The organism is Longimicrobium sp. (genome assembly GCF_036399935.1).
Lineage (GTDB): Bacteria > Gemmatimonadota > Gemmatimonadetes > Longimicrobiales > Longimicrobiaceae > Longimicrobium.
On the sequence record NZ_DASWMD010000069.1, the window covers coordinates 1 to 24,624 of the forward strand.

16 protein-coding genes, 19 tRNA genes and 1 pseudogene are annotated in these 24,624 nt (G+C 69.2%); 8 read left to right on the plus strand and 28 right to left on the minus strand.

All coding sequences use genetic code 11. The annotated features are described in order from the left end of the window. Both VGB24_RS20305 and VGB24_RS20310 read right to left on the minus strand, forming a co-directional pair. Nucleotides 1–377 (minus strand): annotated as a pseudogene (locus tag VGB24_RS20305) (hypothetical protein); the annotation flags it as partial. Then, on the minus strand, nucleotides 374–826 hold the full coding sequence (locus VGB24_RS20310; RefSeq protein ID WP_331074773.1) for a hypothetical protein: 453 nt from the start codon (nucleotides 824–826) through the stop codon (nucleotides 374–376). The gene VGB24_RS20310 and the pseudogene VGB24_RS20305, both read right to left, overlap by 4 nt. A 244-nt stretch (nucleotides 827–1,070) precedes the next feature. Between VGB24_RS20310 and VGB24_RS20315 the strand changes: the two genes are divergently transcribed. The 4 genes from VGB24_RS20315 (at nucleotide 1,071) to VGB24_RS20330 (ending at nucleotide 6,558) form a co-directional block, all read left to right on the plus strand. Then, nucleotides 1,071–1,865, plus strand: a complete 795-nt coding sequence (locus tag VGB24_RS20315) for a Cof-type HAD-IIB family hydrolase (RefSeq protein WP_331074774.1) — start codon at nucleotides 1,071–1,073, stop codon at nucleotides 1,863–1,865. Between the two features lie 154 nt (nucleotides 1,866–2,019). Next, nucleotides 2,020–2,832 (plus strand): alpha/beta hydrolase, encoded by an 813-nt coding sequence (locus VGB24_RS20320; protein WP_331074775.1) that lies wholly within the window; start codon nucleotides 2,020–2,022, stop codon nucleotides 2,830–2,832. After that, a complete protein-coding gene (locus VGB24_RS20325; protein WP_331074776.1) occupies nucleotides 2,829–4,163 on the plus strand; it encodes an ATP-binding protein in 1,335 nt (444 codons plus the stop codon). The genes VGB24_RS20320 and VGB24_RS20325 overlap by 4 nt, the downstream gene beginning before the upstream one ends. Before the next feature lie 232 nt (nucleotides 4,164–4,395). Continuing rightward, entirely contained in the window at nucleotides 4,396–6,558 is a 2,163-nt protein-coding gene (locus VGB24_RS20330; protein WP_331074777.1) for a multicopper oxidase family protein, read from the plus strand. Nucleotides 6,559–6,696: 138 nt separating this feature from the next. On the opposite strand, the gene VGB24_RS20335 is transcribed toward VGB24_RS20330, so the two are convergent. From VGB24_RS20335 to VGB24_RS20345, 3 genes are all read right to left on the minus strand, one after another. Further along, on the minus strand, nucleotides 6,697–9,471 hold the full coding sequence (locus tag VGB24_RS20335) for a phosphoenolpyruvate carboxylase (protein ID WP_331074778.1): 2,775 nt from the start codon (nucleotides 9,469–9,471) through the stop codon (nucleotides 6,697–6,699). A gap of 186 nt (nucleotides 9,472–9,657) precedes the next feature. Then, a tRNA-Ala gene (locus VGB24_RS20340) sits at nucleotides 9,658–9,730 on the minus strand. An 83-nt stretch (nucleotides 9,731–9,813) separates the two neighbouring features. Beyond that, a complete protein-coding gene (locus VGB24_RS20345; RefSeq protein WP_331074779.1) occupies nucleotides 9,814–10,224 on the minus strand; it encodes a hypothetical protein in 411 nt (136 codons plus the stop codon). A 250-nt stretch (nucleotides 10,225–10,474) separates the two neighbouring features. Between VGB24_RS20345 and VGB24_RS20350 the strand changes: the two genes are divergently transcribed. From VGB24_RS20350 to VGB24_RS20360, 3 genes are all read left to right on the plus strand, one after another. Beyond that, nucleotides 10,475–12,700, plus strand: coding sequence for an aconitase family protein (locus tag VGB24_RS20350; protein ID WP_331074780.1), 2,226 nt, complete (start codon nucleotides 10,475–10,477; stop codon nucleotides 12,698–12,700). 172 nt (nucleotides 12,701–12,872) lie between these two features. Further along, nucleotides 12,873–13,274 carry a hypothetical protein gene (locus VGB24_RS20355; RefSeq protein ID WP_331074781.1) on the plus strand — a complete coding sequence of 134 codons (402 nt, stop codon included), beginning with the start codon at nucleotides 12,873–12,875 and terminating at the stop codon, nucleotides 13,272–13,274. Continuing rightward, a complete protein-coding gene (locus VGB24_RS20360) occupies nucleotides 13,271–13,495 on the plus strand; it encodes a hypothetical protein (RefSeq protein WP_331074782.1) in 225 nt (74 codons plus the stop codon). Before VGB24_RS20355 ends, VGB24_RS20360 begins: the two co-directional genes overlap by 4 nt. 79 nt (nucleotides 13,496–13,574) lie before the next feature. On the opposite strand, the gene VGB24_RS20365 is transcribed toward VGB24_RS20360, so the two are convergent. The 3 genes from VGB24_RS20365 to VGB24_RS20375 all read right to left on the minus strand — a co-directional run bounded on the left by VGB24_RS20365 (nucleotide 13,575) and on the right by VGB24_RS20375 (nucleotide 17,012). Beyond that, nucleotides 13,575–14,867, minus strand: coding sequence for a tetratricopeptide repeat protein (locus tag VGB24_RS20365; RefSeq protein WP_331074783.1), 1,293 nt, complete (start codon nucleotides 14,865–14,867; stop codon nucleotides 13,575–13,577). A gap of 32 nt (nucleotides 14,868–14,899) precedes the next feature. Next, the gene (locus VGB24_RS20370; protein ID WP_331074784.1) at nucleotides 14,900–15,445 is read right to left on the minus strand and encodes a hypothetical protein; all 546 of its coding nucleotides are present in this window, start codon (nucleotides 15,443–15,445) and stop codon (nucleotides 14,900–14,902) included. 199 nt (nucleotides 15,446–15,644) lie between these two features. After that, nucleotides 15,645–17,012, minus strand: coding sequence for a sigma-54 dependent transcriptional regulator (locus VGB24_RS20375; RefSeq protein WP_331074785.1), 1,368 nt, complete (start codon nucleotides 17,010–17,012; stop codon nucleotides 15,645–15,647). A gap of 255 nt (nucleotides 17,013–17,267) precedes the next feature. Here VGB24_RS20375 and VGB24_RS20380 point away from each other — a divergent pair, with 255 nt between their 5' ends. Next, entirely contained in the window at nucleotides 17,268–17,867 is a 600-nt protein-coding gene (locus VGB24_RS20380; protein ID WP_331074786.1) for a hypothetical protein, read from the plus strand. 111 nt (nucleotides 17,868–17,978) lie between these two features. Here VGB24_RS20380 and VGB24_RS20385 read toward each other — a convergent pair whose 3' ends face one another. The 20 genes from VGB24_RS20385 to VGB24_RS20480 form a co-directional block, all read right to left on the minus strand. Next, entirely contained in the window at nucleotides 17,979–19,358 is a 1,380-nt protein-coding gene (locus VGB24_RS20385) for a RagB/SusD family nutrient uptake outer membrane protein (RefSeq protein ID WP_331074787.1), read from the minus strand. Nucleotides 19,359–19,371: 13 nt separating this feature from the next. Then, nucleotides 19,372–22,461: a SusC/RagA family TonB-linked outer membrane protein gene (locus VGB24_RS20390; protein ID WP_331074788.1), complete on the minus strand. Its 3,090-nt coding sequence runs from the start codon at nucleotides 22,459–22,461 to the stop codon at nucleotides 19,372–19,374. 329 nt (nucleotides 22,462–22,790) lie between these two features. After that, nucleotides 22,791–22,873 (minus strand) — tRNA-Ser (locus VGB24_RS20395). Between the two features lie 19 nt (nucleotides 22,874–22,892). Next, nucleotides 22,893–22,966: transfer RNA gene (locus VGB24_RS20400), tRNA-Pro, on the minus strand. Nucleotides 22,967–22,982: 16 nt separating this feature from the next. Further along, nucleotides 22,983–23,068: transfer RNA gene (locus VGB24_RS20405), tRNA-Ser, on the minus strand. Nucleotides 23,069–23,077: 9 nt separating this feature from the next. After that, a tRNA-Ser gene (locus VGB24_RS20410) sits at nucleotides 23,078–23,164 on the minus strand. Between the two features lie 45 nt (nucleotides 23,165–23,209). Continuing rightward, nucleotides 23,210–23,282: transfer RNA gene (locus VGB24_RS20415), tRNA-Gln, on the minus strand. A gap of 24 nt (nucleotides 23,283–23,306) precedes the next feature. Then, nucleotides 23,307–23,379 (minus strand) — tRNA-Gly (locus VGB24_RS20420). Between the two features lie 41 nt (nucleotides 23,380–23,420). Beyond that, nucleotides 23,421–23,492, minus strand: a tRNA-Thr gene (locus tag VGB24_RS20425). Between the two features lie 19 nt (nucleotides 23,493–23,511). Next, a tRNA-Ala gene (locus tag VGB24_RS20430) sits at nucleotides 23,512–23,584 on the minus strand. 15 nt (nucleotides 23,585–23,599) lie between these two features. Continuing rightward, a tRNA-Val gene (locus VGB24_RS20435) sits at nucleotides 23,600–23,673 on the minus strand. Between the two features lie 4 nt (nucleotides 23,674–23,677). Then, nucleotides 23,678–23,761, minus strand: a tRNA-Tyr gene (locus VGB24_RS20440). Between the two features lie 24 nt (nucleotides 23,762–23,785). Further along, a tRNA-Ala gene (locus tag VGB24_RS20445) sits at nucleotides 23,786–23,858 on the minus strand. A 53-nt stretch (nucleotides 23,859–23,911) separates the two neighbouring features. Continuing rightward, a tRNA-Asp gene (locus VGB24_RS20450) sits at nucleotides 23,912–23,985 on the minus strand. A gap of 42 nt (nucleotides 23,986–24,027) precedes the next feature. Beyond that, nucleotides 24,028–24,100 (minus strand) — tRNA-Gly (locus VGB24_RS20455). A gap of 18 nt (nucleotides 24,101–24,118) precedes the next feature. Then, nucleotides 24,119–24,190, minus strand: a tRNA-Glu gene (locus VGB24_RS20460). A 10-nt stretch (nucleotides 24,191–24,200) separates the two neighbouring features. Further along, nucleotides 24,201–24,273 (minus strand) — tRNA-Thr (locus VGB24_RS20465). 7 nt (nucleotides 24,274–24,280) lie between these two features. Beyond that, nucleotides 24,281–24,353 (minus strand) — tRNA-Trp (locus VGB24_RS20470). Nucleotides 24,354–24,365: 12 nt separating this feature from the next. Next, nucleotides 24,366–24,438, minus strand: a tRNA-Phe gene (locus tag VGB24_RS20475). A 56-nt stretch (nucleotides 24,439–24,494) separates the two neighbouring features. Continuing rightward, nucleotides 24,495–24,568: transfer RNA gene (locus VGB24_RS20480), tRNA-Met, on the minus strand. Nucleotides 24,569–24,624 lie beyond the last annotated feature (56 nt).

A 24,624-nucleotide genomic window follows, 5' to 3' on the forward strand; every position in this document is an offset into this window, starting at 1 on the left:
CGCGTGTACACCGAGTCGCGCTGCTGCTCCGTCAGATTCTGGCCCGCCAGCACCTTGTCCACCGCGGTCATGTCCTGGAACGGCCGCCCCGCCACCAGCGCGTCGGCCAGGGCGTCTGTCACGCCCGGCACGCCCAGCAGCTGCTCGCGCGGCGCCGCGTTGGGGTCCAGCATGCCCGTCGTTGCGGCGGGCGCCGGCGTCGACGCGGCCGGAGCCGCGGGCGCCGCCGCTGCGCCGCTGTCGAACGGGGCGGCGGTGGCAGCGGACGAGTCCTGCGCGGCGCCCGCGTCGCCGGATTCGCCGCCCCCGCAGGCGGCCAGCGTAACGGAAAGAAGAGTGGCCGCGATCAGCTTCGCCGGGATGGGTCCGTTCATCATGAGTCTCCTGAGTTGTTTCGCGCCCCGACCGCCGGATGCCGGTGCGCCAGAATGAGTCCGAGCAGCCCGAGCTGAACCATGGCGCCGGGGGCGAGCGCCGGCGTGGCGCCACGAAGGGCCGCCCACACCAGGGCCACGCCCTTCACCGTAGCGTCGGATTCCAGCTCGAACTCCGCGTTGCCGCGGTAATGCAGGTACAACCCCACGAGCCCGGCCGCAACCGCCAGCCCCATCCCCAACTGGAACAGGCGCACCGTCGCGCAAGTCGGACGCAGCCCCATCGCCAGCCCGGCCGCGAAGATGAACGCCAGGACGGCCAGCGGGGTCCACTGCCAGGCGGACTCGAAGTGCTCCAGCAGGAACAGCTCGGCGCCCAGCCCCAGCGCGCCCACCATCACCAGCGCCAGCAGCAGCCGCCGCAGCACACCCTCGCCCTCCCCTGCCCTCATCGCTTTCCCCGTGACGCCGTCGACCATCGCTCCCGCGCGAGCGGCATCTTGCACTCCCGCCCCGCCGCCGCGAAAGAGTGACCCCGCCGTGAGGGGAAACGTTGGACCCCGCTGCCGACCTCTACACACGGCAGAAGCGCACCCCGGAAGTTCAGGGCGTGCTTCGGCTTTGCCTCGCGTGGCCTTGTTCTTCCGCTATTAACCGGAGTGACAGGCGGCGGACATGAGAACGGCGGGTGCGAGAATGATCGAACTGATATGCGTGGACGTGGATGGAACGCTGGTGGGAAGCTCCGGCGACGTGGCGCCGGAGGTGTGGCCCGCGGTGGAACGGGCGCGCGAAGCCGGCGCGCGGCTGGTGATCTGCTCGGGGCGGCCGGCGTTCGGACTGACGCGCGACTTGGCGGAGCGGCTGGACCCCCAGGGATGGCACGTCTTTCAGAACGGCGCCAGCATCGTGCACCTGCCGACGGGCCGCTCGCGCTCCGGCCACGTACCCGATGACGCCATTCACATGCTCGTCGACCGTGCCGGTGAGACGGGGCGCATCCTGGAGCTGTACACCGACACCGAATACGCCGTCGAGAGCACCGAGGACCGCGCCCGGCGCCACGCGGGGCTGCTGGGGGTGCCCTTCGCCCCGCGGCCGTTCGGCGAGCTGCGGGGCGCCATCGTCCGCGCGCAGTGGCTGGTGCCGCTGGCGGAGGAAGCCGCCGTCCTCGTGGAGCCGCACGACGGGCTGGTGCTCACCCCCTCCACCTCGCCGGTGATGCCCGACACGGCGTTCATCAGCCTGACGGCGCCCGGGCTCGACAAGGCCGGCGCGGTGCGCGCGGTGGCCGGAGAGTACGGGATTCCACTGGAGCGCGTGATGATGGTGGGTGACGGCACCAACGACCTTGAAGCGATGCGCGTGGTCGGCTTTCCCGTGGCCATGGGCAACGCCGCGGCCGAGGTGCGCGCCGTGGCCCGCCACCACGTGGGGCACGTGGACCGCGGCGGCCTGGTGGAGGCGCTGGAGTACGCCGCCACGCTGTAATCCAGCCTCTCCTACCGCAACGCTCCGCCCCCGCGAAGTGTCTTGCAGGGAACGCATAACAACGCCGCCGCCAGCCGCCAAAAGCTGACGGCGCATGATGTTTGCGGGCGGGAAGCAGCTTGGCTTTTCGCCCAACCCTAGACGGAAATTGGACATGCCCCAGGACGCGCTTGCTCGCAACAACGTGAAGGTCTTCGGCCGCGGCACGCAGCCCATGCTGTTCGCCCACGGCTTCGGGTGCGACCAGAACATGTGGCGCCTGGTGACGCCGGCCTTCGAGGACGACTACCGCATCGTCCTCTTCGACTACGTGGGCTCCGGCCGCAGCGACCTGGCCGCGTACGACGCCGGCCGGTATTCCACGCTGGACGGCTACGCGCAGGACGTGCTCGACGTGGTCCACGCGCTGGACCTGCGGCAGGTGGTCCTGGTGGCGCACTCGGTCAGCAGCATGGTGGCGGTGCTGGCGGCCAACCGCGAGCCCGAGCGCTTCGAGCGGCTGGTGCTCATCGGGCCGTCGCCGCGCTACATCAACGACCCGCCGTACGTGGGCGGCTTCGAGCGCGCCGACATCGAGGGGCTGCTGGACATGATGGACCGCAACTTCATCGGCTGGGCCAACTTCCTGGCGCCCGCCATCATGAAGAACCCGGACCGGCCGGAGCTGGGCGAGGAGCTTACCTCCAGCTTCTGCAGCACCGACCCGGTGGTGGCGCGCCGCTTCGCCGAGGCCACCTTCCTGTCCGACAACCGCACCGACCTGGCCAGGGTGAGCGTGCCCTCGCTGATCCTGCAGTGCTCCGACGACATGGTGGCCCCGCTGGAGGTGGGCGACTACCTGCACCGCGAGCTGCCGGGGAGCACGCTGCGGGTGATGAACGCCACCGGCCACTGCCCGCACATGAGCCACCCGGAAGAGACCATCGAGCTGATCCGCGACTACCTGCAGCCCGCCGCCGTCGCGTGACCACCGTGGGGGCCACGCAGACCGTGCTTGACGAGCTGCTGGACCAGGCGCCCTGCGGCTATGCGTCGTTCACGGACGACGGCACCATCACGGCCGCCAACGCCACGCTGGCGGCCATGCTGGGCTACGGCCGCGGCGAGCTGCAGGGGCGCCGCATCGAGAGCCTGATGGGGGTGGGAACGCGCATCTTCTACCAGACGCACTTCTTTCCCCTCGTTCGCCTGCACGGCCACGCCGAGGAGATCTTTCTGCTCCTGCGTGCCAGGGACGGCCAGGACGTGGGCGTGCTGGCCAACGCCGCCCGGCGCGAGCGGGGCGGCGCGTGGGCCAACGACTGCGTGTTCATGCAGGTGAACGAGCGGCGCAAGTTCGAGGACGAGCTGCTGCGCGCCCGCCGCGAAGCCGAGCAGGCCCGCGCCGTGGCCGAGGCGCACGCCACGCAGCTGGCCGAGGCCAACGACATGCTGGAGCAGCAGGGGATGGAGCTGGAGCTTCAGCACACCCAGCTGCAGGAGCAGGCCACGGAGCTCGAGGCGCAGGCCGAGGAGATGGCGGCCATCAACAACGAGCTCATCGACCGCTCCGGGGAGCTGGAGCGGCAGCGCGCGGCGGCCGAAGAAGCCAACCGCGCCAAGAGCAGCTTCCTGGCGGTGATGAGCCACGAGCTGCGCACCCCGCTGAACGCCATCGCGGGCTACGTGCAGCTGCTGGAGATGGGCATCCACGGGCCCGTGACCGAGGCGCAGCTGGGTGCGCTCGACCGCATCGCGCGCGGGCAGCAGCACCTGCTGCGGCTGATCAACGACGTGCTGAACCTGGCGCGCATCGAGTCTGGCCGGGTGGAGTACATGGTGGAGGACGTGAACGTCCCCGAGCTGATGGCCGCCGTAACGCCCATGGTGGAGCCGCAGATGGCCGCCAAGGAGCTGGCGTTCGAGGTGAACGTGCACGCCCCGCCCGTGCGGGCCGACCGCGAAAAGGTGCAGCAGGTGGTGATCAACCTGCTGAGCAACGCGCTGAAGTTCACCCCCCCGGGCGGCCGCATCACGGTCGACGCCGGCGTGGTCCCCGGGCAGCCGTCAGTGGTCTCCCTCTCGGTGAGTGACACCGGGATCGGCATTCCGCCGGAAAAGCAGGCATCGGTGTTCGAGCCGTTCGTGCAGGTAGACATGAGCCGCACCCGCCGCTCCGAGGGCACGGGGCTGGGGCTGGCCATCAGCCGCGACCTGGCCCGCGGCATGGGCGGCGACCTGGACGTCCGCAGCCGCGACGGTGGCGGGTCCGTATTCACCCTCACCCTTCCCGCCGCCGGCAACCCGCCCGCCCCCTGATCCCCTCCGTCACTACCCGGAGTACGCCCACTCCCGGCGGCGGCCGCATTCCCTTGCGAATCATGTGTTTACCGCCCGGGGCCGCCGCGGGGAGCGTCGTTGCATGCCCGGGGCGCAACTCCCATATTGGGCCACGACTGTAGGCCGGCGGCTCCCGCGGCCCACGTCGATCTCGCCATCCCCGGGCGCAGTCCGGCCCACCTTCGCAACCCGCCCCAGTGGAGCGCCTGCCATGCCCGATCCCCGCCATCTTCGTCCGCCCCCGCGCCGCAGCCTGCCGGCGCTGCTCGGGGTCGCCGCCTTTGGGGCCGCGATGATCGCCGCGGCGTGCGCGCCCGGCACCGGAACGCCGGGCCGCGCGGAGCCCGTGGTGCGCCGCCCGGTGGCCGGCGCCGCGCTCATGTACCAGGACTCGCTGCGCTCGCCCCTGGAGGTGAGGTCGATGAACGGCGTGCTCAGCGCCACGCTGGACGTGAGCTTCGCTGACCTGCCGGTGACGCGCTACGGCACCGTCACCAACAAGGTGGTCCTTTCCGACACCCTGATCACCGACACGCTGCCCCTGCGCACCTATACGCTGGCGGCCACCACCGACACCGCGTACCGGGCGAACGATCCCCGGTTCACCCCCCGCTACCCGGGCCCCACCTTCCGGGTGCGGCCCGGCGACCTGGTGCAGATCTGGCTGCGGAACAAGCTGCCCCCGCCCACCCGCCGCGACGAGCGCAACGACGTCTGCATGACGTACCCGGCGGCCGACATCTCTCCGGACAGCGTGAAGTACCCACGCGACCACTTCCAGGACTGCTTCCACGGCCCCAACTACACCAACATCCACTACCACGGGATGCACGTCACCCCCGACAGCACGTCGACGGCGGTGGGCGACGACGTGCTGATGGTGATCGCCCCGGGCGACTCCATCCTGTACTCCTTCCGCGTCCCGCTGAACCAGTCGCCGGGCACGCATTGGTACCACCCGCACAAGCACGGCTCGGTGGCCCTGCAGGTGGCCAACGGGATGGCGGGGGCGTTCATCGTCGAAGACCCCGCGACGGGGCTGGACCGGTTCACGCAGCGTCACAACCTCCGGCAGCACCTGATCGGCTTCCAGCAGATCGACACCACCGTGGGCCTGTTCCATGGCGACACCACCAACATCCTCGACAAGGTGCCGCCCCTGGTGAACGGGCAGAACTCGCCGGTGATCTACATGGCGCCGGGCGAGGTGCAGCGCTGGCGCATCGTGAACGAGAACGTCACCCGCAACACCAAGACGCTGGAGTTCAGGTTCGAGGACCTTCCGGGCCACGAGCCGGTGGTCGTGGAGGTGGCGCGCGACGGCGTGCAGTTCTCGCCGGCGAACATGGCCAGGGACGTCGACCCCATCCTGCTGATGGGCGCGGGCAACCGGCTGGACGTGATCGTCCAGGCGCCGCTGACCCCCGGGACGCACCACTTCCGGCTGCGCCACCTTCCGGGGGCCAGCCGCCGGAGCCGCGACCCGGCGCTTCCGCCGCAGACGCTGGAGCACCAGCCGACCGAGAGCCTGCGGGTAAACGACGCGAACGCCTTTCTCCTGTTCCGCGTGGTGGTGGATTCCTCGCGCAGGGCCAGCAGCACGGGGCTGCCGGCGAGCATCCCGAACCTCGCCTCGTTCCTGGGAACGAACGTCGGCGGCCCCCCGGCCTTCCTGGGCGGCACCCTGAGGCCGGCGCGCGATTCGGCGCTGATCGTGTTCACCGACACGGGCTCGCCCGGCAACTTCCAGAAGCCCGCCCAGTTCTTCCTGGGAGGCGGCAGGACCCCCTTCCAGCGGTTCGACGACGACGTGGTCTTCGTCCCGTCGAACGCGGCCGGCAGGCCCATGCCGATGATCCTGGACTCGACGCAGACCTGGAAGGTCGTCAACAACTCGGCGATCGCCATCAACCACCCGTTCCACATCCACATCAACCCCTTCCAGGTGAATTCGGTGGTGTACTTCGCCGGAGACCCGTTTGCCGACCTGTTCGCGGAGCTGAACGCCGCGTCGGCGGCCGGGAGCCCCATCTGGCTCGACGTGCTGCCGCTGCCCCTGCCCCGGGCCGACACCACGTACCGGAGCAAGCCGAATGGCGGGGTGGACACCGTCGTCACCCGGGTCGCGAACACCGGCTACGCGGTGATCACGCAGCGCTACGACCCCTTCACGGGATGCGTGGACGGCAAGTGCGGCCCGCCCACCGGGGAGTTCGTGATGCACTGCCACATCCTGGGCCACGAGGAGCGGGGGATGATGCAGGTGCTGGAGATCGTCGGGCCCGGAGGGCGCACGCGGGCGGCGGGCCAGGGGGGCCACGGTGCGCACCCGGCCGGCGCCGGTCCGGCGGCACAGCCGCAGCACCGGCATTGATCGCGGGCCGCGCGCACTGCTGAAGACCGTTTCACGCAGAGGGCGCAGAGGGAAAAGAGAGGACGCAGAGGAATTCGTCGTTTCCTCTGCGTCCTCTCCGTTTTCTCTGCGTCCTCTGCGTGATGCTGCCGTTCCGGCTCAGCCCGTGTTGCGCAGGCCGGCGGAGATGCCGTTGATGGTGGCGGCCAGGGCGTAGTTCAGGTCGTCGCCCTCCTCGCCCGCGCGCTTGCGGCGCAGGAGGCTCACCTGGATCAGGCTCAACGGGTCTACGTACGGGTTGCGCAGGCGGATGGACCGCGCCAGCACCGGGTTGTCCTCCAGCAGCTGCTTCTGCCCGGTGATCCGCAGCACCACCCGCCGCGTCCGCTCGAACTCCTCCACCAGCATCCCGAAGACGCGCTCGCGCAGCGCTTCGTCGGGCACCAGCGCGGCGTAGCGGCGGGCGATGGAAAAGTCGGCCTTGGCCATCCCCATCTCCACGTTGCGGATCAAGTCCTCGAAGAGCGGGAACGCCCCCATCATCTCGCGCAGCAGCGCCTCCTCCGCCGCCCCGCGCGCCGCGTACCGCTCCATCGCGTACCCCACGCCGAACCAGGCGGGGAGCACGTGGCGGCTCTGCATCCACCCGAACACCCAGGGGATGGCGCGCAGGTCGTCGAGCCCGCGCGTCTCGCCCCGCCGCGCCGGCCGCGAGCCGATGCGCGCGTGCTCCAGCTCGCCCACCGGCGTGCCCTGCTGAAAGTAGACGAGGATGTCGGCGTTCTCCGCGATCTTTTCGCGATAGAAGCCGAACGCGTCCGCCGACATCTCCTCCATCGCCCGTTCCCAGCGCTCCTCCTGCGCCGGCTCGGGCGCATCCGTCCGCGCAAGCGCGTCGAGCGACGCGGCCACCATCAGCTCCAGGCTGCGCTCCGCCAGCACGGGGTCGCTGTACTTCCAGTTGAGCACCTCGCCCTGCTCGGTGATCTTGATCTCGCCGTCGAAGGCGCCCGCCGGCTGCGAGGTGATGGCGCGGTGCGTGGGCCCGCCGCCGCGCCCCACCGTGCCACCGCGGCCGTGGAAGAGCCGCAGGGTGACACCGCACTCGCGCGCCACCCGGTGAAGCTCACGGTGCGCCTTGTAGATCTCCCAGGTGCTGGTGAGCATCCCCCCGTCCTTGTTGCTGTCGGAGTAGCCCAGCATCACCTCCTGGCGGCGCCCCCACGAGTCCAGCAGGCGCCCGTAGTCCTCCCGCGTCCACAGCGCCCGGCACACCCCGGGGGCGTTGCGCAGGTCTTCGATGGATTCGAAGAGCGGCACCGGCATCAGCCCGGGGTCATCCTCCGTTCCCGCCACCCGCACGCCGCTCGTCTCGGCGAGCCGGACGACGGCCAGCACGTCTTCCACCGACCGCGCGCCGCTGATGACGTACGTCTGCACGGCGTCCGCGGGATAGGTGCGCTTCAGCTCGGCGACGGCGCGAAAGGTTTCCAGCAGCTGCATGGTCTCCTCCGACGGGGGCGGCGGAAGGGGCGCATCGCCCTCCCCCGCCCCGCCGAACAGCTCGGCCATGGCGCGCTCGTGAAAGCGCGCGTGCTGGCGGATGTCGAGCGTGTGAAGGTGAAAGCCGAACGTCTCCACCTTGCGCAGCAGCGGGCCCAGGAGAAGGCGCGCCGGGCGCTCACCCCGGTTCCGGACCAGGCTTTCGCGCACCAGGCGCAGGTCTGCGGCGAACGCGGCCGCGTCGGGATAGGCGTGGGGGTTCGCCGGTTCGTCGCGCGCCGCCCGCAGCCGCCAGCCCACGTAGCCCAGGAAGCGGCGATACGTCTCCGTCGTGGAGCGCGCTTCGGGGGTGGGGTCCAGCGAGGGGATGGTCTGCGTGTACCGCTCCAGCGCGTCCGCCAGTTCGGGGGAAACGGGCACCTGCAGCGTCGACGAGCTCAGCCGTTCCGTCAGCGCCTCCAGGTCGGTGACGTAGTAGTCCAGGATGGCCTCGCGGGCCAGGCGCAGGACCTTTCGCGTCACATCCGGCGTCACGAACGGGTTTCCATCGCGGTCCCCCCCGATCCACGACCCGAACCGTACCACCTGCGGTAGCTCGCGCGGCGGCGGCGCCTGGCCGAAGGCGCGGCGGAAGGCATCTGCCATCTCGAAGTACAGCGCCGGCAGCGTGGGGATCAGCACGCCGGGGTAGTAGTCCAGCCCCATCTTTGCTTCGTCGGTCACGGACGGCTGGCGGCGGCGCACTTCGTCCGTCTGCCAGATGGCGGTGATCTCGGCGGCGATGGCGGCTTCGTGCCCGGCGGCCTCGGCGTCCGTCATCGGCAGTCGGTCCAGGTGCTCCAGCGCCTCGGCGATGCGGCGCCGCTTGAAGAGCACCGTGCGCCGCGACACCTCCGTGGGGTGCGCCGTGAAGACGGGGACCACGCGGACGCGGGACAGGTGGCGCAGCACCGTTTCGGCGTCGAGACCCGCGTCGCGCAGGCGCAGCAGGGTGCCGTGAAAGGTGCCGGGCTGGGGCGCCTGGTCCGCGTGCAGCGCCGTGGCCCGGCGGCGGCGCTTGCGGTGGTTGGTCTCGGCGAGGTTGGTGAGCTCGAAGTAGATGGAGAACGCCTTGGTCAGCCGGTAGGCGGAATCCACCGGCATTCCGTCCACCACCTGCTCCGCGCGCCGCATCGCCTCGTCCACCGGCCCCTCGACGGATGCGCCCTCGGCGTCCTCGGCCTCGCGGTGGCTCATCGCCAGGTGGCGCAGCTCCTCGACCGCGGCGTAGAGCTCGTCGCCCTCCTGCTCGCGGATCACGTCGCCCAGCAGCATGCCGAGCGAACGCACGTCGCGGCGAAGCGGTGCCTCCTTGAGCGCCGCCTCATCCGCCGTCAGCTCGGCCAGGTGCCGCGCCTGGTCCTGCACCGTCCAGAGTGGTTCGTGCGCCATGCTCACCGCCGTGGTGTGTGGATCAGCCTGCAGCTTTTTCGTTTGCGCGATCCGGGCCGCGGCGACTCCGTCGCCGGGGTCGGCCGAGGCGCACATCTCCGCAAGGCCCAGGCAAGATGGTGGACGACACGCAAGCGCGCCCACACCGAGGGGTCGGCGTGGGCGCGCTTGCGTGTCGTCCATCGATGGAGCGTATCGGGTTCGAACCGATGACCTTCCGCTTGCAAAGCGGATGCTCTCCCAGCTGAGCTAACGCCCCTTGAGGCCGGGAAAGCTAACCCCACCGGGAGAGAAATTCAACGGGGCGAACCCGGCGCACCGCGCGCCGGGCCCGCTCGTCCATCAGGGGGCCGTGTAGCTGTAGCACGCCGTGGCGGTCGCGCCCGAGTTGTCGGTGACCTTCAGCGTACCGACCGCCGGCTTTCCGGTGCAGGCCTCGTACGCCCGCAGCGCCGTCAGGTTGTACGTGGCGCTCGTCGATACCACGGAGCCGCCCTCCTTCCACTCGTACGCCACGATGCTGCCATCCGGATCGTACGACTCGTAGCCGTCGTAGCGATAGTTGTACACGCACGTCCCGCTGCAGTAGGCGGTGCCCAGCAGGGTCAGGTTCACCACGGCGACGGGCGCCTGGTTCAGGGTCAGGCTGGCGGAGGTGCCCTCGGCGGTCGCGGTCGGCGCCGAGTCGCAGGCGCCGGTGCCCAGGGCGAGCACGGCGGCCAGCATGGAAAGGGAGGTACGGGTGCGGGACATGGGTGACTCCGTGAAACAGGTTGGGAAAGATGCCCTTCGATGGGGCCGGAACAGGTACCCCGCGACGGGCCGCATTGGTTCCAAAATGTCTGAAAAAGTACATGATGGCCGGAACCCCGCGCCGAGGCGGGGGGTGGACGGGTTGCCGGATGCCGCCGCATCGCCCAAATTTGCAAGGTTGCGGACGTTCCGTCGCGGCCCGGTGCACGACCCGGGTCCTTACGATCCTGATCCATCCCGCGGGTACTCGATGATTCCCTCGCTGCTGACGCGCACGATCGAAAAGCTGCCGCCGGAGGTGCGCCTTCAGGGCCGCGTGCTCTTCCTGCTGGACGACCCCGAGCTCATCCGCCGGCAGCTGGCCGGCGAAGACGTGGAGCTTACGGACGAGGTGCGCGCCAACCTGCGCGACAACATCTCCACCGACGAGATCACCCCGGCGTACATCTGCTACTACTTCGACGAAACGCTCGGCGAGTTCCCGTACCTGGGGCTCAAGGCGGGCAGCGAGTTCCCCATCAAGCAGGGGAGCGTCAGGCAGGGCGGGTTCGTGGCCTCGGCCAGTGGCACGCGCCGGGGCAAGGGCAGCTCGCGCGAGCAGAGCCCGTACGCCGAGATGATGGCCGGCATCAAGGTGGTGATCGCCGAGAACATCGAGCGCATCTACCGCGAAAACTGCCAGAACCTGGGCGTGCTCACGTCCACCAACTTCGACCTGGTGGAGCGCATCCGCCGCGGCGACACCATTCCGCTCACCGAGTTCACCGACGGTGCCGACGAGATCACCCGCGGCATCATCGAGCACGGCGGGCTCTTCAACTACAACGTGGCGCGCCTGCAGGGCACGGTGCGCACGCCGGCCATCTCCTGCCACCACGGCCAGCCCGGCGACGCCCCCACGTCCACGGACGCGGCCGACGTGCGCGCCATGCGCGGCAGCGGCGAGGGCAACCTTCCCGGCCCGGGGCCGGACACGGGCGTGGACTACGCCGCGGCGCAGTTCGTGGCCACCTCCACCAGCAACGTGGAATCCGACAGCGTGGGCGCCCCCGAAGGCACCCGCCACCGCGGCCGGCGCCCCATGACCATTGCCGAAAAGATCTTCGCCCGCCACTGGGTGACGGACCTTTCGCGGGGCGACATCGGGGTGCAGTGGGTGCAGCCGGGCGACTCGGGCTTCGTGCAGACGGACATCCGCTTCTCGCACGAGTACGTCACCCCCATGTCGGCCATCTTCTTCGAGTCGCTGGTGGGGCCGGAGGAGCGGGTGGTGGAGCCCGAGACCATCCTCTTCTTCCGCGACCACCTCACCTTCCTCAAGGACGCCATGCCCCCCGAGCGCGTGCAGCTCGGCCTGCTCGACGTGGCGAACCAGCTGGAGGTGAAGCAGCGGCAGTTCGCCGAAAAGCAGGGCGTGCGCCTGTACGGCGAGCTGGGGCACGGCAAGCACGGCTCCGAGGCCATCTGCCACAGCAAGATCCTGGAGGCGTACGCGCTTCCCGGGCACATCATCATCGGCTCCGACAGCCACACGCCGCACGCGGGCGCCGTGGGGTGCGTGGCGTTCGGCGTGGGCACCACGGCCATCTTCAACTCGTGGATCACCAAGGACGTACGCGTAGAGGTGCCGCGCTCGTTCAAGGTGATCGTCAACGGGCAGAAGCCCGAGAACGTGTCGGCCAAGGACTTCATGCTCGAGATCCTTCGCCACCCGTACATCAAGGACGGGCACGCCATCGGCCAGATCATCGAGTACGCCGGCCCCGCGGTGGAGTCGCTCTCGGTGGACGAGCGCGCCACCATGACCAACATGGCCGCCGAGGTGGGCGCCTTTACCGGCATCGTGGCGCCCGACCACAAGACGGTGGACTACCTGGTGGAGCAGCGCGGGATGGAGCGCGCCGAGGCCGAGCGGCTGATCGACGGCCTGTTCAGCGACGAAGGCGCCGAGTACGTGAAGGTGATCGAGATCGACGCGTCGGCGCTGCAGCCGATGATCGCCCTTCCCGGCGACCCCGGCAACGGCCTGTACGTCGAGGAGCTGGGCGAGGACGTGCGCATCGACATCGCCTACGCGGGAAGCTGCACGGCCGGCAAGAAGGAAGACATGGACATGTACGCCCGCGTGCTGCGCGAGTACCGGGAGCGCGGGGTGCAAAAGCCCGAGCACGTGCAGCTGTACATCCAGTGCGGCTCGCAGGAGGTGTACGCGTACTGCCAGGAGCTGGGCTACGACCGGCTCTTCAACGAGGTGGGCGCCACCTTCATCGAGCCGTCGTGCGGGGCGTGCATCAACGCCGGCCCGGGCGTCAGCCGCAAGCCCACGGACGTCACCATCAGCGCCATCAACCGCAACTTCCCCGGGCGCTCCGGCCCCGGGCAGCTGTACCTGGCCTCGCCCTACACGGTGGCCGCCAGCGCCATGGAGGGCCGCATCGTGGCCTGGGAGCCGCAGCCGGAGCCCGCGGGCGTCTGAACCCGACACGGGTGGGATAAATGGCGGGGGAGCAAGGGTTTTCCGTGCTCCCCCGCTGCTTTCAGGCCACAGGCGCGACGAGTTTCTGGACGCCCTTGACGGCGTTCCCTCCGTTCACTATCGTTGAGGCGTTCGCAGCAGACCGGCACTTGCCCTCACCCGGAACAGCACGATGAGCCGCCCCGAGCGTATGACCCGCTGGTTCATCTTCGGCGTCCTGATCTCGCTGATTCCGCTGGCCGTGTCGTACTTCAGCCTCAAGCTCGACCGCAGGGCTCCGACCCTGGGCGGTCTGCTCGCGGGTGGAGAGCTGCTCCTGATCAGCACGACCGTGGCAGCCGGCTGCATCGGCGAACTCATCCCCGTCAGCCGCGGCAAGCCGGTCGAGAAGCTCATCGCGGGAGGGGCGTGCATGCTGATCGTGCTGTTCTCCACGTCGTGCTTCGCCGCCGTGAAGTCACGGGCCTCGCCGGATCCGTCACCCATCCGCGCGACGTCGCTGCTGCTCTTCGCCAGCGCCGTTGTGGCGGGCGCGGGATGCGTGTACCTGGCCAACGATCAGGAGGTGGTATGATGAGGATGGAAACCGCGGCGATGCTTGTCGCCATCATCTCGAGCACGATGTCGCTTTCGGCGGTGGCCATGAGCCGCATCAGCCGACGGGGGCAGCCTGCCGACCAGATCATCATCACCATCACCGACGCGGCGGGCCGGCGCGAGCGGATGGTGGCGCGCTCCGGCAAGCGCGCGAAGGAGCTGCTCCGCGACGTCGAGCGCGCCGTCCAGGCCGACTGAGATCAGCGCAGGAAAGGATGCACGAAGGGGAGCCGCGGCCGCGGCTCCCCTTCGGCTCCCCGTCCCGCCCGACAGCCGATTACACCGGCTCGGGCACCAGGCGCGCCATGTCGTGCTCCACCCGCGCCAGCTCCTGCGCAAAGCCCAGCTCGCGATAGATCTCGCGCGCGGCTTCCAGGTATGCGCGTCCTTCCTCGTCGCGGGCGCAGGCCAGGTGAAAGCGGCCGTTGCCGTGGAGGATGGCCGCCTCGGTCTTGCGCGGCAGAGCGCGCTCGTGGCACACGCGCAGCGCCTGCTCGTAAAAGACGAACCCCTCGTCGTCGCACCGTTCGCGGGCAATGGAGCCCAGCAGCGAGTACACGTCCACCAGGTCGGTGATGAGCCGCTGGACGATGGCGATCTCCTCCGCGCGGCGGGCCTCGTCCTCGGCCTCCAGCAGCCGCCCCTGCCGCAGCAGCGACTCGCCCAGGTTCACGCGGAGCGTCAATTCCCAGCGCCCCTCCGACTCGGGCAGCGCCTCGCGGAAGACGGCCTCGGCCCCCGCGACGTCGCCGTGCTCCAGCAGCAGGAGGCCGCGGTTGTTCAGCCAGTACAGGTGCCCGCCCGGCACGCCGCCCGCTTCGATGTGCTCACGGGCGCGGCCCAGCAGCCGCTCGGCCTCGGCCAGGTTGCCCTCCAGCATGGTGAGCACCGACAGGTTGGCGTACAGCGGCCAGTCCAGCTCGGGGGCGTTCAGCCCCGCGGCCATCTCCAGCCCCGCCTCCCACCAGCGCCGCGCCTGCTCCCGCTCGCCACGGTCGTCGCACACGTTGCCCAGGCCCTGGCAGGCGATCACCTGGCCCACGGCGTCCATCCCGTCCAGCGCCAGCTGATGGCTCTGCTCGTACCACGCGCGTGCGTCGTCCAGCCGCCCGGCCGTCCGCGCGGTGCGGCCCAGCCGGCGCAGGGCGACGGCGTGGCTGTCCTTGGCGCGCAGGTCGCGCGCGATCTCCAGCGCCTGGCGGTACACGCGCTCGGCCTTGTCCAGCCGCCCTTCGGCCTCTTCCAGCTCGCCCGCCCGGATCAGCAGGGCGGCGGCGGCGGCGGGGTTCCCCGCCTGCTGCTCGCGAATGGCGTCCAGCACCAGCCCGAAAAGCTCGCGCAGTCGCTCCTGGTTCCGTTCCAGCAGCACCTGCATGAGCTTTTCCACGCGGTCGGTGTCCACGACGCGCTTGCCCACGGTGGCGTACCCGCCCGAGCGCGCCCAGACCTTGTCGGCGTCCACCCGCGAGCCGACGATCAGCGCGTCGCTCAGCGGCAGGAACTCCTCGTAGTCGGGAACGAGCGCCAGCGCGCGCTCCACCAGCAGGTGGGGCGGAGACAGCTTGCTCATCTGTACCGCGGAACGGTTCAGGGCGCCCTGCCTCAGCCGCCGGCCAGCAGGTACTTGCCGCCGTACAGGCTGAAATGGGGCGTGGTGCCCGACAGCGCGGTGCCTGCCGCGTTCACGCTACCGCCCAGCGAGGTCCACCCGCCGTTCTCCCAGCGCGCCACCTCGACGGCGCTACCGTTCCACAGCACGCCGGTGAGCGGAAAGGTCAGGGTGACGGGCGCGTTGAACTGCACGCCGTGGGGCCCGAACTCGGCGACGAGGCGCTTGGCCAGCAGCGCGTCGGCGGGCAGGTCGATGGTGACCGTGGTGTCGGCCGGCAGCGCGCCCGCGGGAATGTCGACGCGGAAGCCGTTCAGCTCCACGAAGCCGCCCTGCGCCGCGATGATGCGCTTTTCGGCGTGGCGCGAGCCCAGCAGGCTGGGCGTGCCCGCGAACTGCAGCAGGCCGTTTACGCTGACGGTTCCGGTAAGCGACTCGGCGGCGGGCGCCGGGGTCGACAGCATGGGCTGAGAAGAATCAGAGCACCCGGCCAGCGCAAAGAGAGCGGCGGCAAGGGCGAGCGTGCGGCGAGCGGTCACGGATGGCTCCTGTCGGTGGATGCGGGATCGGAGATGAGCCTGACTTTAGCACGGGACGTGCCCGCGGACGGAATCACGTATCTCCGCGTAGATTCTGGATTTACGACCCCAGGCCCAGCCGCGCGATCCACCAGTCTGCACAAAAAGAGGGCAAGCCTCACCAAAAAGCGGGTGTCCCCCTCTCCTGTCCTCCCGAAGGTCACGCCCGGACCGCCTCCTCCAGCCCGTACTCCCGGATCTTGCGCGTGAGCGTGTTGCGGTGAAAGCCCAGCACCTCCGAGGCGCGCCCCAGGTGGCCGCGCACCAGGCGCAGCACCTCGCGGATGTGCAGTGCCTCCACCTGCTCCATCGACAGCTCCGGCGCGTAGCCCGGCAGGGGCGACGCGTTCGCCGGGGCGGGGTCGCCGGTGTGGCTGCGAAGCTGGTCCAGGGGAAGGTGCTCGGGAAGCAGAATGGGGCCGCGGGCCAGGAGCACGGCCCGCTCCAGCACGTTCTTCAGCTCGCGCACGTTGCCGGGCCAGGGATGGCGCTGCAGCAGGTCCATCACGGTGCGGCTGACGCCGCGCAGGGGACGCCCGTAGCGGACGGCGTAGCGGGCGACGAAAAAGCGGATCAGCAGGTCCAGGTCGGTGCCGCGGTCCGCCAGCCGGGGAAGGTTCAGCGTCACCACGGCCAGGCGAAAGTACAGGTCCTCGCGAAAGGCCCCGTCCGCGATGGCCGAGCGCAGGTCGCGGTGCGTGGCGGCGACCACGCGAACGTCCACGGGAATGCGCCCTTCGCCGCCCACCCGCTCGATCTCCCGCTCCTGCAGGGCCCGCAGGATCTTGCTCTGCAGGGGCAGCGACATGTCGCCGATCTCGTCCAGGAACAGCGTGCCGCCGTGCGCCCGCTCGAAGCGGCCCACCTTGCGGGCGATGGCGCCGGTGAAGGCTCCCTTCTCGTGGCCGAAGAGCTCCGACTCCAGCAGGTTTTCGGGGATGGCCGCGCAGTTGATGGCCACGAACGGGCCGGACGAGCGGGGACTGTTGCGGTGAATGGCGCGGGCCACCAGCTCCTTGCCCGTTCCGCTCTGCCCCAGCACCAGCACCGTGGCCGCGCTCCCGGCCACCCGGCCCACCATGCGGAACACCTCCAGCATGGGCGGGCTGGCGCCGATGGCCGTCTCCTCGTCGTCGGCCGGGGCATCGGCGGGGGGAAGCGGGACGACGTCCTCGCCCGCGAACACCTCGCGCAGAAGCGCCGCGAGCTCGCCGGCGTTCACGGGCGTGGCGATCAGCCCCAGCACTCCCAGGCGCGACGATTCCACCATCGCCTGCATGGTGGGGCGCGACGAGGTGAGCACCACGGAATTCGGCTGCACGCCGGATTCGGCCAGACGGGCGACCAGCGCCAGGTCCGCCGCCTCGAAGTCCAGCGAAAGGAGTACCGCATCCCACTTCCTGGCGCGCAGCATCTCCAGCCCCTCGCCCAGCGATGCGGCGGCGCGCACGTCCACACGCCCCCCGGCCGCCTCACGGGCGGCGGCAAGCGTCTCGGGGGCGGCATCGATGACGAGGAACGCGGGCAAACGGCACCGCCAGGCAAATGCGGAAGCAAGGCGCGGCTGGCCCATTATGCATCTTTCTGCAAAATGGTGCAACCGCGTACATACTGCGAGGGCCCAGCAGAACCCTACCGTTTAGATTCGCCGAACACTCCGCTTAGAACCCGCTGGAATACTCGAAGGAACCCCGGTGATGCTTGTGTCCTTGACACATTCGGAATTCGCCAATATTGATGCGAGACGATCATAGGCCCTCACACTCTCGGATAGGATGGCGAAATGCGCAGACTCATTCCCCTGCTCGCCCTGATACTCACAGCCGCTGGGCTCGCGTGCGGCGAAGCCGAACCGGTCGGAGCAGAGCCGCGTCTAGGGCTACTGGCATCCGGCCGTGCCGAATTTCAGACCCGAGGCGCAAGCTACGGACAAAGCGGTGACGAAATGACGAACTCGGCTTGCAGCGCGACATACGCGATTCGGCGGGACAGTGTCAATTGGGCCACTGCCGGACCGCCCATTTGGGTCCAGGAAACCTCGACAGACCGGCATTGCAACTATTGGGGCGGCTACGACGAGGACATGCGGGTGGGCGGCAACATCGGCATGTACGTAGAAGGTGATACCACCGCGTACGTGGGAATCGTGGCGGATCAGCAATCCGTAGGCACTATCACCAACGTCCCGACATCCGGAACCACCCTATACCTATGGGCGACGCCGTGGGACGACTACGTTTTCCAGCACTGGCGCATCAGCAACGCCGCGGGCACCTACGTCTATTTCGACTGCAACTCGAATATTCAGAGGCCGGCCGATACGCAGGACTACGAGTTCCTCGCCGTGTTCCGAGAAAATTTTCAAAGTCCGTGCGGACTGTAAGGAGGCCATTCCGCGGATCTCTATCGTTGAGGTCTGCCTCGCGATGAAACGACTGAGGCCGGCGCAACGGCGCCGGCCTCTGAGCTTGCCGCCTCGTATTACGGCCGCGGGTCAGGCGTTCCGGTCGATGCAGAGCTGCTGCACGTTGGGGTTGTTCAGTTCGGCCGACGGGTTCGGCATCGTGACGTCGGGGCCGTACTGGGAACCGTTCTTGTGCCAGGTCCCCGTGGGGAACACGGTGTTCGGCGACCGCCCGTACTGGCGGATCAGGCGCCGCAGGTCGCCGGTGCGGTGGCCCCGCCCGAAGAGCCAGAACGCCCGCTCACGGAAGAGCTGGTCTACCCGGCCGGCTTCCGTAGTCGCAAGGGTGAGGTCGGGAAGCTGCGCCGCCGTGAAGAACGCCCGCCGCGTCGCGTTCAGGGTCAACAGCGCCGCCGCCGCCCCGCCCGCGCGAAGCTGTGCCTCGGCCTCGATCAGCCGCGCCTCGACACCACCCACGATGGTCACCGAAGTTTCCCGCGCCGGCCACAGTCCCTGCCTGTGCATCGGCGTGCCCTGATCATCGCGGACACCCGAGGCCGTGACGGGAAGGCGGGGGTCGTTCGCGGTCGCGAAGTTCAGGCCGTTGCCCCCCTCGTTGTTGCCGACGCTGTACCGGCGCTCCTGGATGTTGCGGAGCCAGATGTAGTTGCTCTCCGTGGTGGCCGAGTGCCGCGTCTGATACGCGAACGCTGTCGGCACCCCGGCCACGGCGGCCGCGGCGTCGGCCGGCCGGTTCAGGTTCAGCAGGATGCGGCCGCGCACCACCTGCAGCGCGTGCCGCACCCGGGCACTGTCCGCCGCGGGCGCCCCGGTCGCGACCGCCAGCCCGGCGTTGGCGTGCGCGAGCGCGCGCTCGAACGCCGCCGCGGTGGTCTCGGGGCTGCCCAACTGCACCTGGCCGTCCACCACCTCGCTGAACACCAGGCCGCTGCAGAAGTGCTCGGCCAGAATGTTGACCGTGTAGGCCTGGACGAAGTGCATCTCGGCGGCCTGCCACCCCGGCGCGGTGGAGTTGTACTCGGCCATCAGCTCCGCCGCCTGCGCCGCGCCCACCCGCGCGCGGTGCAGCGAGCGGTTGGTGCCGCTCAGGAAGCTGTTGTCCGAAGTCATCGTCCGCTGGTCGATCTCCCAGCGGTAGATGAACGAGTCGCCGTTGATCCACTCGTCGGCGAACATCCCGCCCAGCAGGAAGATGTTGTCGCCGCCAGCGGTGCCGCCGCTGGTGGCGGCGATCAGCCGCGCGAGCGCGCCCAGCCGCACGGCGTTGGCGCCTGCGGGCGACTGCACGTCGGCCGGGTTGATGATGTCGGGATCTTCCACCAGCAGGATCTCGCCCGGGTCGCAGGCGGCGATCCCCGACGCCAGGACGACCGCCGCGGCCAGGGCCGCCCGCCGCGACCGGCGCCGCAGCCACGGTGCGCCGGCGCGGGTTCTCAGGGTGTGCTTCATCTCGTGTATCATCCTACAGGCCAAGGGTCAGGCGGAAGGTGAAGTAGGTGGGGGGCGCGAACGCCTGGAACGACGACGGCGCGTCGCCCGTGGTGCCGAACGCCTCGGGGTCCACCCCCGAGTAGCGGGTCCACAGGATCCCCAAGTTGCGGGCGGCGAAGGTGGCCGTCACCTGCCGGCTTCCCAGCACGCGCGCCGCCAGGCTCTCCGGCGCGTCGAAGCTCAGCGACAGCTCGCGGAAGCGGATGAAGTCGCCCGGCTCGATGAACCCGGCCACCGTCTTGCTCGGGTGCTGCCGCACGGCCACCACGCGCGCCTGCTCGTCGAGCGGGGCCGCCGGGTCCACCAGCCCGCGGCAGTTGTTGCGGCTGGCGCAGCGGATGCGGTCGGTGTTGTTGTAGATCATGTGGCCGCCCTTGTAGTCCACCATCGCCGACAGGCGGAACCGCTTCTGCCAGAAGTCGAAGCCGTTGGTCAGCGCGGCTTCCCACCGGGGTGCCGAGTGGCCCAGGAACTCCACGCTGTCGCTGACGAACACCTCGCTGCGCGCCGCGGCGGTGTCGTACTCGATGATGTTGTCGCCGTCCTTGTCCTCGTAGCCCGTCAGGCGGCGCGACCACCAGCCGTTCAGCGGATAGCCCTCGACGTTGCGCAGCGTGCTGCTGATGACGATGGATGCCTCGCCGCCCAGGCTTTCCAGCTCGTTGTCGTTGGTCGTGCCGTTCAGGCTCATGTCCCAGCCGAAGGCGTCGCTCTGCACGACCTGCGCGTTCACCAGGCCCTCCCACCCCTTGTTGCGCACCTCGCCCAGGTTCTCGAAGCGCACCGTGCCGCCGGTGCCCGCGGAGGGCGGAAGCACCCGCTCGATCAGCGCGTCGCGCGAGAGCTTGTTGTAGTAGGTGATCTCGGTGGTCAGGCGGCTGTTGAAGAAGGTGCCGTCGATGCCCGCCTCGAACTCCGTCGAGCGCTCCGGCCGCAGGTCGGGGTTGCCCAGGGCGCTGAACACGATCCCCGGCCGCTCGCCGCTCTCCCCCAGGAGGGTGGTGGTGCTGAAGTACGGCAGCGCGTCGATGGTGCCCGGCTGCACGCCCGAGGCGCCGTACGCGCTGCGCAGGCGAAGCTGGTCGACGAAGCCGAGGCCCGGGAAGAAGGGCTCGTCGGAGAGGACCCACGACGCCGACAGCTTGGGGTAGAACACCGTCTCGAACTGGGCCCCGAAGGCGCTGTTCCGGTCCGAGCGCACGGCGCCGGTCAGGAACAGGCGGTCGCGAAGGCTCACCCGCTGCTCGATGTAGCCGCCCAGGGTGCGGCTCTCGCTGGTGGTCTCGTCGGCGAACTTCACCGCGCCCGAGCCCACGGTGATCGCGGTCGGCGGGAGCTGGTTGCCGCGCGCGCCGTTGCGGTTGAACACGTTGCGGTAGTACTGCACGCCGGCCGTGGTCTGCGACTCCACGTCACGGCCGAACTGCCGCGTGGCGGTGCTCGCCGCGTCCAGCGTGTACACGAAGAAGTTCGCGCGGTTGTCGATCTTGTAGCCCAGGGTGTCGGCCCCCACGCACTGCGAAAAGCGGCACAGCTGGTTGTCGGTGCGCTGCGTGAAGTCCAGCCCGGCGCTGCCGCGCAGCGTCAGCCACTCGGCCGGGCGCGTGTTCCCCGCCACCGAGGTGATCAGCCGCTCGATGGACTGCGTGGTGACGGCCTGGTACACCCGCCGGGGGGTGAACTCGCGCCAGCCGAACAGGCTGTCGCCCGTGGTCGGGTTGATGTTGTGCTTGAAGCCGGGGCCGCCGTAGATGTTGGCGGCGATGCCGGCGGTGCCCGCGTCGTCGCTCATCGGCAGCCGCAGGTCCTGCGACGTGTAGCCGGCGCTGACCGCCAGGTCGCTGTTCCGCGGGAGCGTGATGTTGAAGTTGGCGCGCCCGGTGATGCGGCCGAAGTGGTTGGGGCTGCGCTGCTCCGGAAGCAGCGAAAGGCCGCGCGCCGCCAGGTAGTTCCGCTCGAACTGGGGCACCTGCGTCACGCCGTCCTCGTCTTCCCACTCGCCGTGCAGGAAGTAGCGCATGGACTCCGAGCCGCCGCGCACCTGCAGGCCGTGCTGCTGGCGGTAGCCCCTGCCGAACGGGGTGGCCTGGGGGTCGCGCGTGGGGCTGTACGCGGTGACGCTGTCCTGGATGCAATTGCCCGGTGCAGGCGCGGCCCTCTGGGCCAGCGTGCACTGCGTGACGTTGTTGGGCTTCGACGCGGCCGTCCACCCGTGGTACGCCAGCGGATAGTCGTTGCGGTCCTCGATGGCGGTCTGCTCGGTGTAGTACGTCCACCGCGGCGGACCCGCCACGCCCCGCTTGGTGGTGATCACGATCACCCCGTTCGCCGCGTCGGTGCCGTACAGCGTGGCCGCCGACGGTCCGCGAACCACCTCGATCGACTGGATCTCCTCGGGGTTCAGGTCGCCCACGCGGCTGGGCGTGGTGCCGCCCACGCTCACCGTGCTGGACCCGGTGCTCCCCTCCACGCGAACGCCGTCGATCACGTAGATGGGGTTGTTGGAAAGCGAAAGCGAGCTGGTGCCGCGCACCCGCACCCGCACGCCCGCGCCGGTCTGCGTGCCGCCCACCACCATCACGCCGGGGGTGCGGGAGGTCAGCAGGTCTCCCACGTTCTGCACCGAGCTCCGCTCCACCACCTCGGCGGCCTGGATCTGCGAGACGGCGTTGCCCACCTCCACGCGCCGCTGCTCGCCGGTGGCGGTCACCACCACCGGGTTCAGCGCGATCGTCGAGGCCCGCAGGGCGAAGTTGGCGGTCGCCGTTCCCCCGGCCGACACCGTCACCGGCTGGCTGCTCTCGCCATAGCCGATGGTGAGCACGCGCACGGTGGCCGTGCCCGCGGGCACGCCGCGAAGGGTATAGGTGCCGCTCTCGTTGGTGAGCGTGCCCAGGGTGGAGCCCGCAACCCGCACCTGGGCGGCGGGAACCGGCTGGCCGGAGCTGGCGTCGGTCACGCGGCCGGTGACCGTGCCCGCCTGCGCCGCCGCCGGGCCCGCGTCGAACGCGCAGGCAAGAACGGCGAGAGCGGACGCACAGAGTAGACGAACGATTTTCACGAGGAACACCTCCGAGGGGCTAAGTGGAAAGGGACGGACGGAGTGGTGAACCGGACTGACACCGAACCGGCGAGGCCACGGAGGGAGGACGCGGAGACGGGCCGCGGCACTGGTCCGTGGGACGGGCGAACGTTGGTCGTGGTGGTGTGTGGCCGCGCGCGGCATGCGGCGGAGTATACGGAGTTTTCGGATGATAGAACGCGGGGCGAGGCCGCACAAGGGAAACGTCGCCGCACGCGGCCAGGGCGCAGGCCAAGGCATACGTACAACGCAAAACGGCCCCTCCACCCGCGAGGGGCAGAGGGGCCGTTCTGATGATGTCGACACAGCGGAGGCGGAGGGACTCGAACCCCCAAAGGCTTGCGCCCGCCGCATTTCGAGTGCGGTGCCTTACCAGTTAGACTACGCCTCCCACACAACCGACTTGTCAGTCGGGACGGCCGGATTTGAACCGGCGACCCCTCGCTCCCGAAGCGAGTGCTCTACCGGGCTGAGCCACGTCCCGAATACTTCCCACGGAGCGGACCGGGTGGGATTCGAACCCACGAGGGCTGTTAACCCCACACGATTTCCAATCGTGCTCCTTAAGCCGCTCGGACACCGGTCCAAGACGGAGCGGAGAGGGCGGGATTCGAACCCGCGTGTGCCTTTTGGGCACGACGGTTTAGCAAACCGTTGGTTTTAGCCACTCACCCACCTCTCCAGTACCGTGCACGCGCGGCAGCCCACCACGCGCACCTTTCCTCCATTGCCCCCCCAGGGATCGAACCTGGACTTTCCTGAGTCAGAGTCAGGCGTGTTGCCAATTACACCAGAGGGCACCAAAACCGGATTGTCAAAAACGAAGCGGGAGACGGGATTCGAACCCGCGACCCTCAGCTTGGGAAGCTGATGCTCTGCCAACTGAGCTACTCCCGCACGGCCTACCGAATGTAAACCCACTGCCGCGGTTGCACCAGAGCCACCGGTCGGAATTGAACCGACGACCGCTCGATTACGAATCGAGTGCTCTACCCCTGAGCTACGGTGGCAACGTCCGTTGGAACGAAGTGGAGCTGAGGGGAATCGAACCCCTGACCTCTGCAGTGCGATTGCAGCGCTCTCCCATCTGAGCTACAGCCCCAAAAACCAGCGCGAGTGGGCGGTACAAGACTCGAACTTGTGACCTCCACGATGTCAACGTGGCGCTCTAACCAACTGAGCTAACCGCCCGAAGTGGTGGGGGTAGGATTCGAACCTACGTAGGGCTTAGCCCGGCAGATTTACAGTCTGCTGCCATTAGCCACTCGGCCACCCCACCGCTTTGGTGCTCACTGCGTGCCAATGGAGCCGAGGGGAATCGAACCCCTGACCTCTTGAATGCCATTCAAGCGCTCTCCCAACTGAGCTACGGCCCCAGACCGCCGCGAAAGGGCGGAAACCAACCCGGATTTTCAAACCTTCCCGCGAACGGGGCCGACGGGACTCGAACCCGCGACCTCCGGAGTGACAGTCCGGCACTCTAACCGACTGAGCTACGGCCCCTTGCGTTTGACTTGTACCCCGGAGTCTTCATCTCCGGCCAGGAGCGGGCAACCAGATTCGAACTGGCGACCTCAACCTTGGCAAGGTTGCGCTCTACCAACTGAGCTATGCCCGCACTACCACTGCTACCCGACGCTCCCACGGGGAGTCGAACCCCGCTCTCAACCTTGAAAGGGTCGTGTCCTAACCGATAGACGATGGGAGCATACCCTTCAAGCTCGCGATGGGACTCGAACCCATGACCTCTTCCTTACCAAGGAAGTGCTCTGCCGGCTGAGCTACGCGAGCACCCAAGCAGGCCAGGAGGGAATCGAACCCCCAACCGCCGGTTTTGGAGACCGGTGCTCTACCAATTGAGCTACTGACCTACGGCGTTCAGGTGGCCAGGGAGGGAGTCGAACCCCCGACACCACGATTTTCAGTCGTGTGCTCTACCAACTGAGCTACCTGGCCCTCAACCCTTGCTTTCCCAACAAAAAGCCGCCCGGCTGCGGCGGCGGGGTCCGGCATAGCGGGGGCGGGATTCGAACCCGCGACCTTCGGGTTATGAGCCCGACGAGCTACCAAGCTGCTCCACCCCGCGACAAGGACACCGAATCTATCACCCTCACCGGTCCGCGTCAACCCCACTGGCCGGTT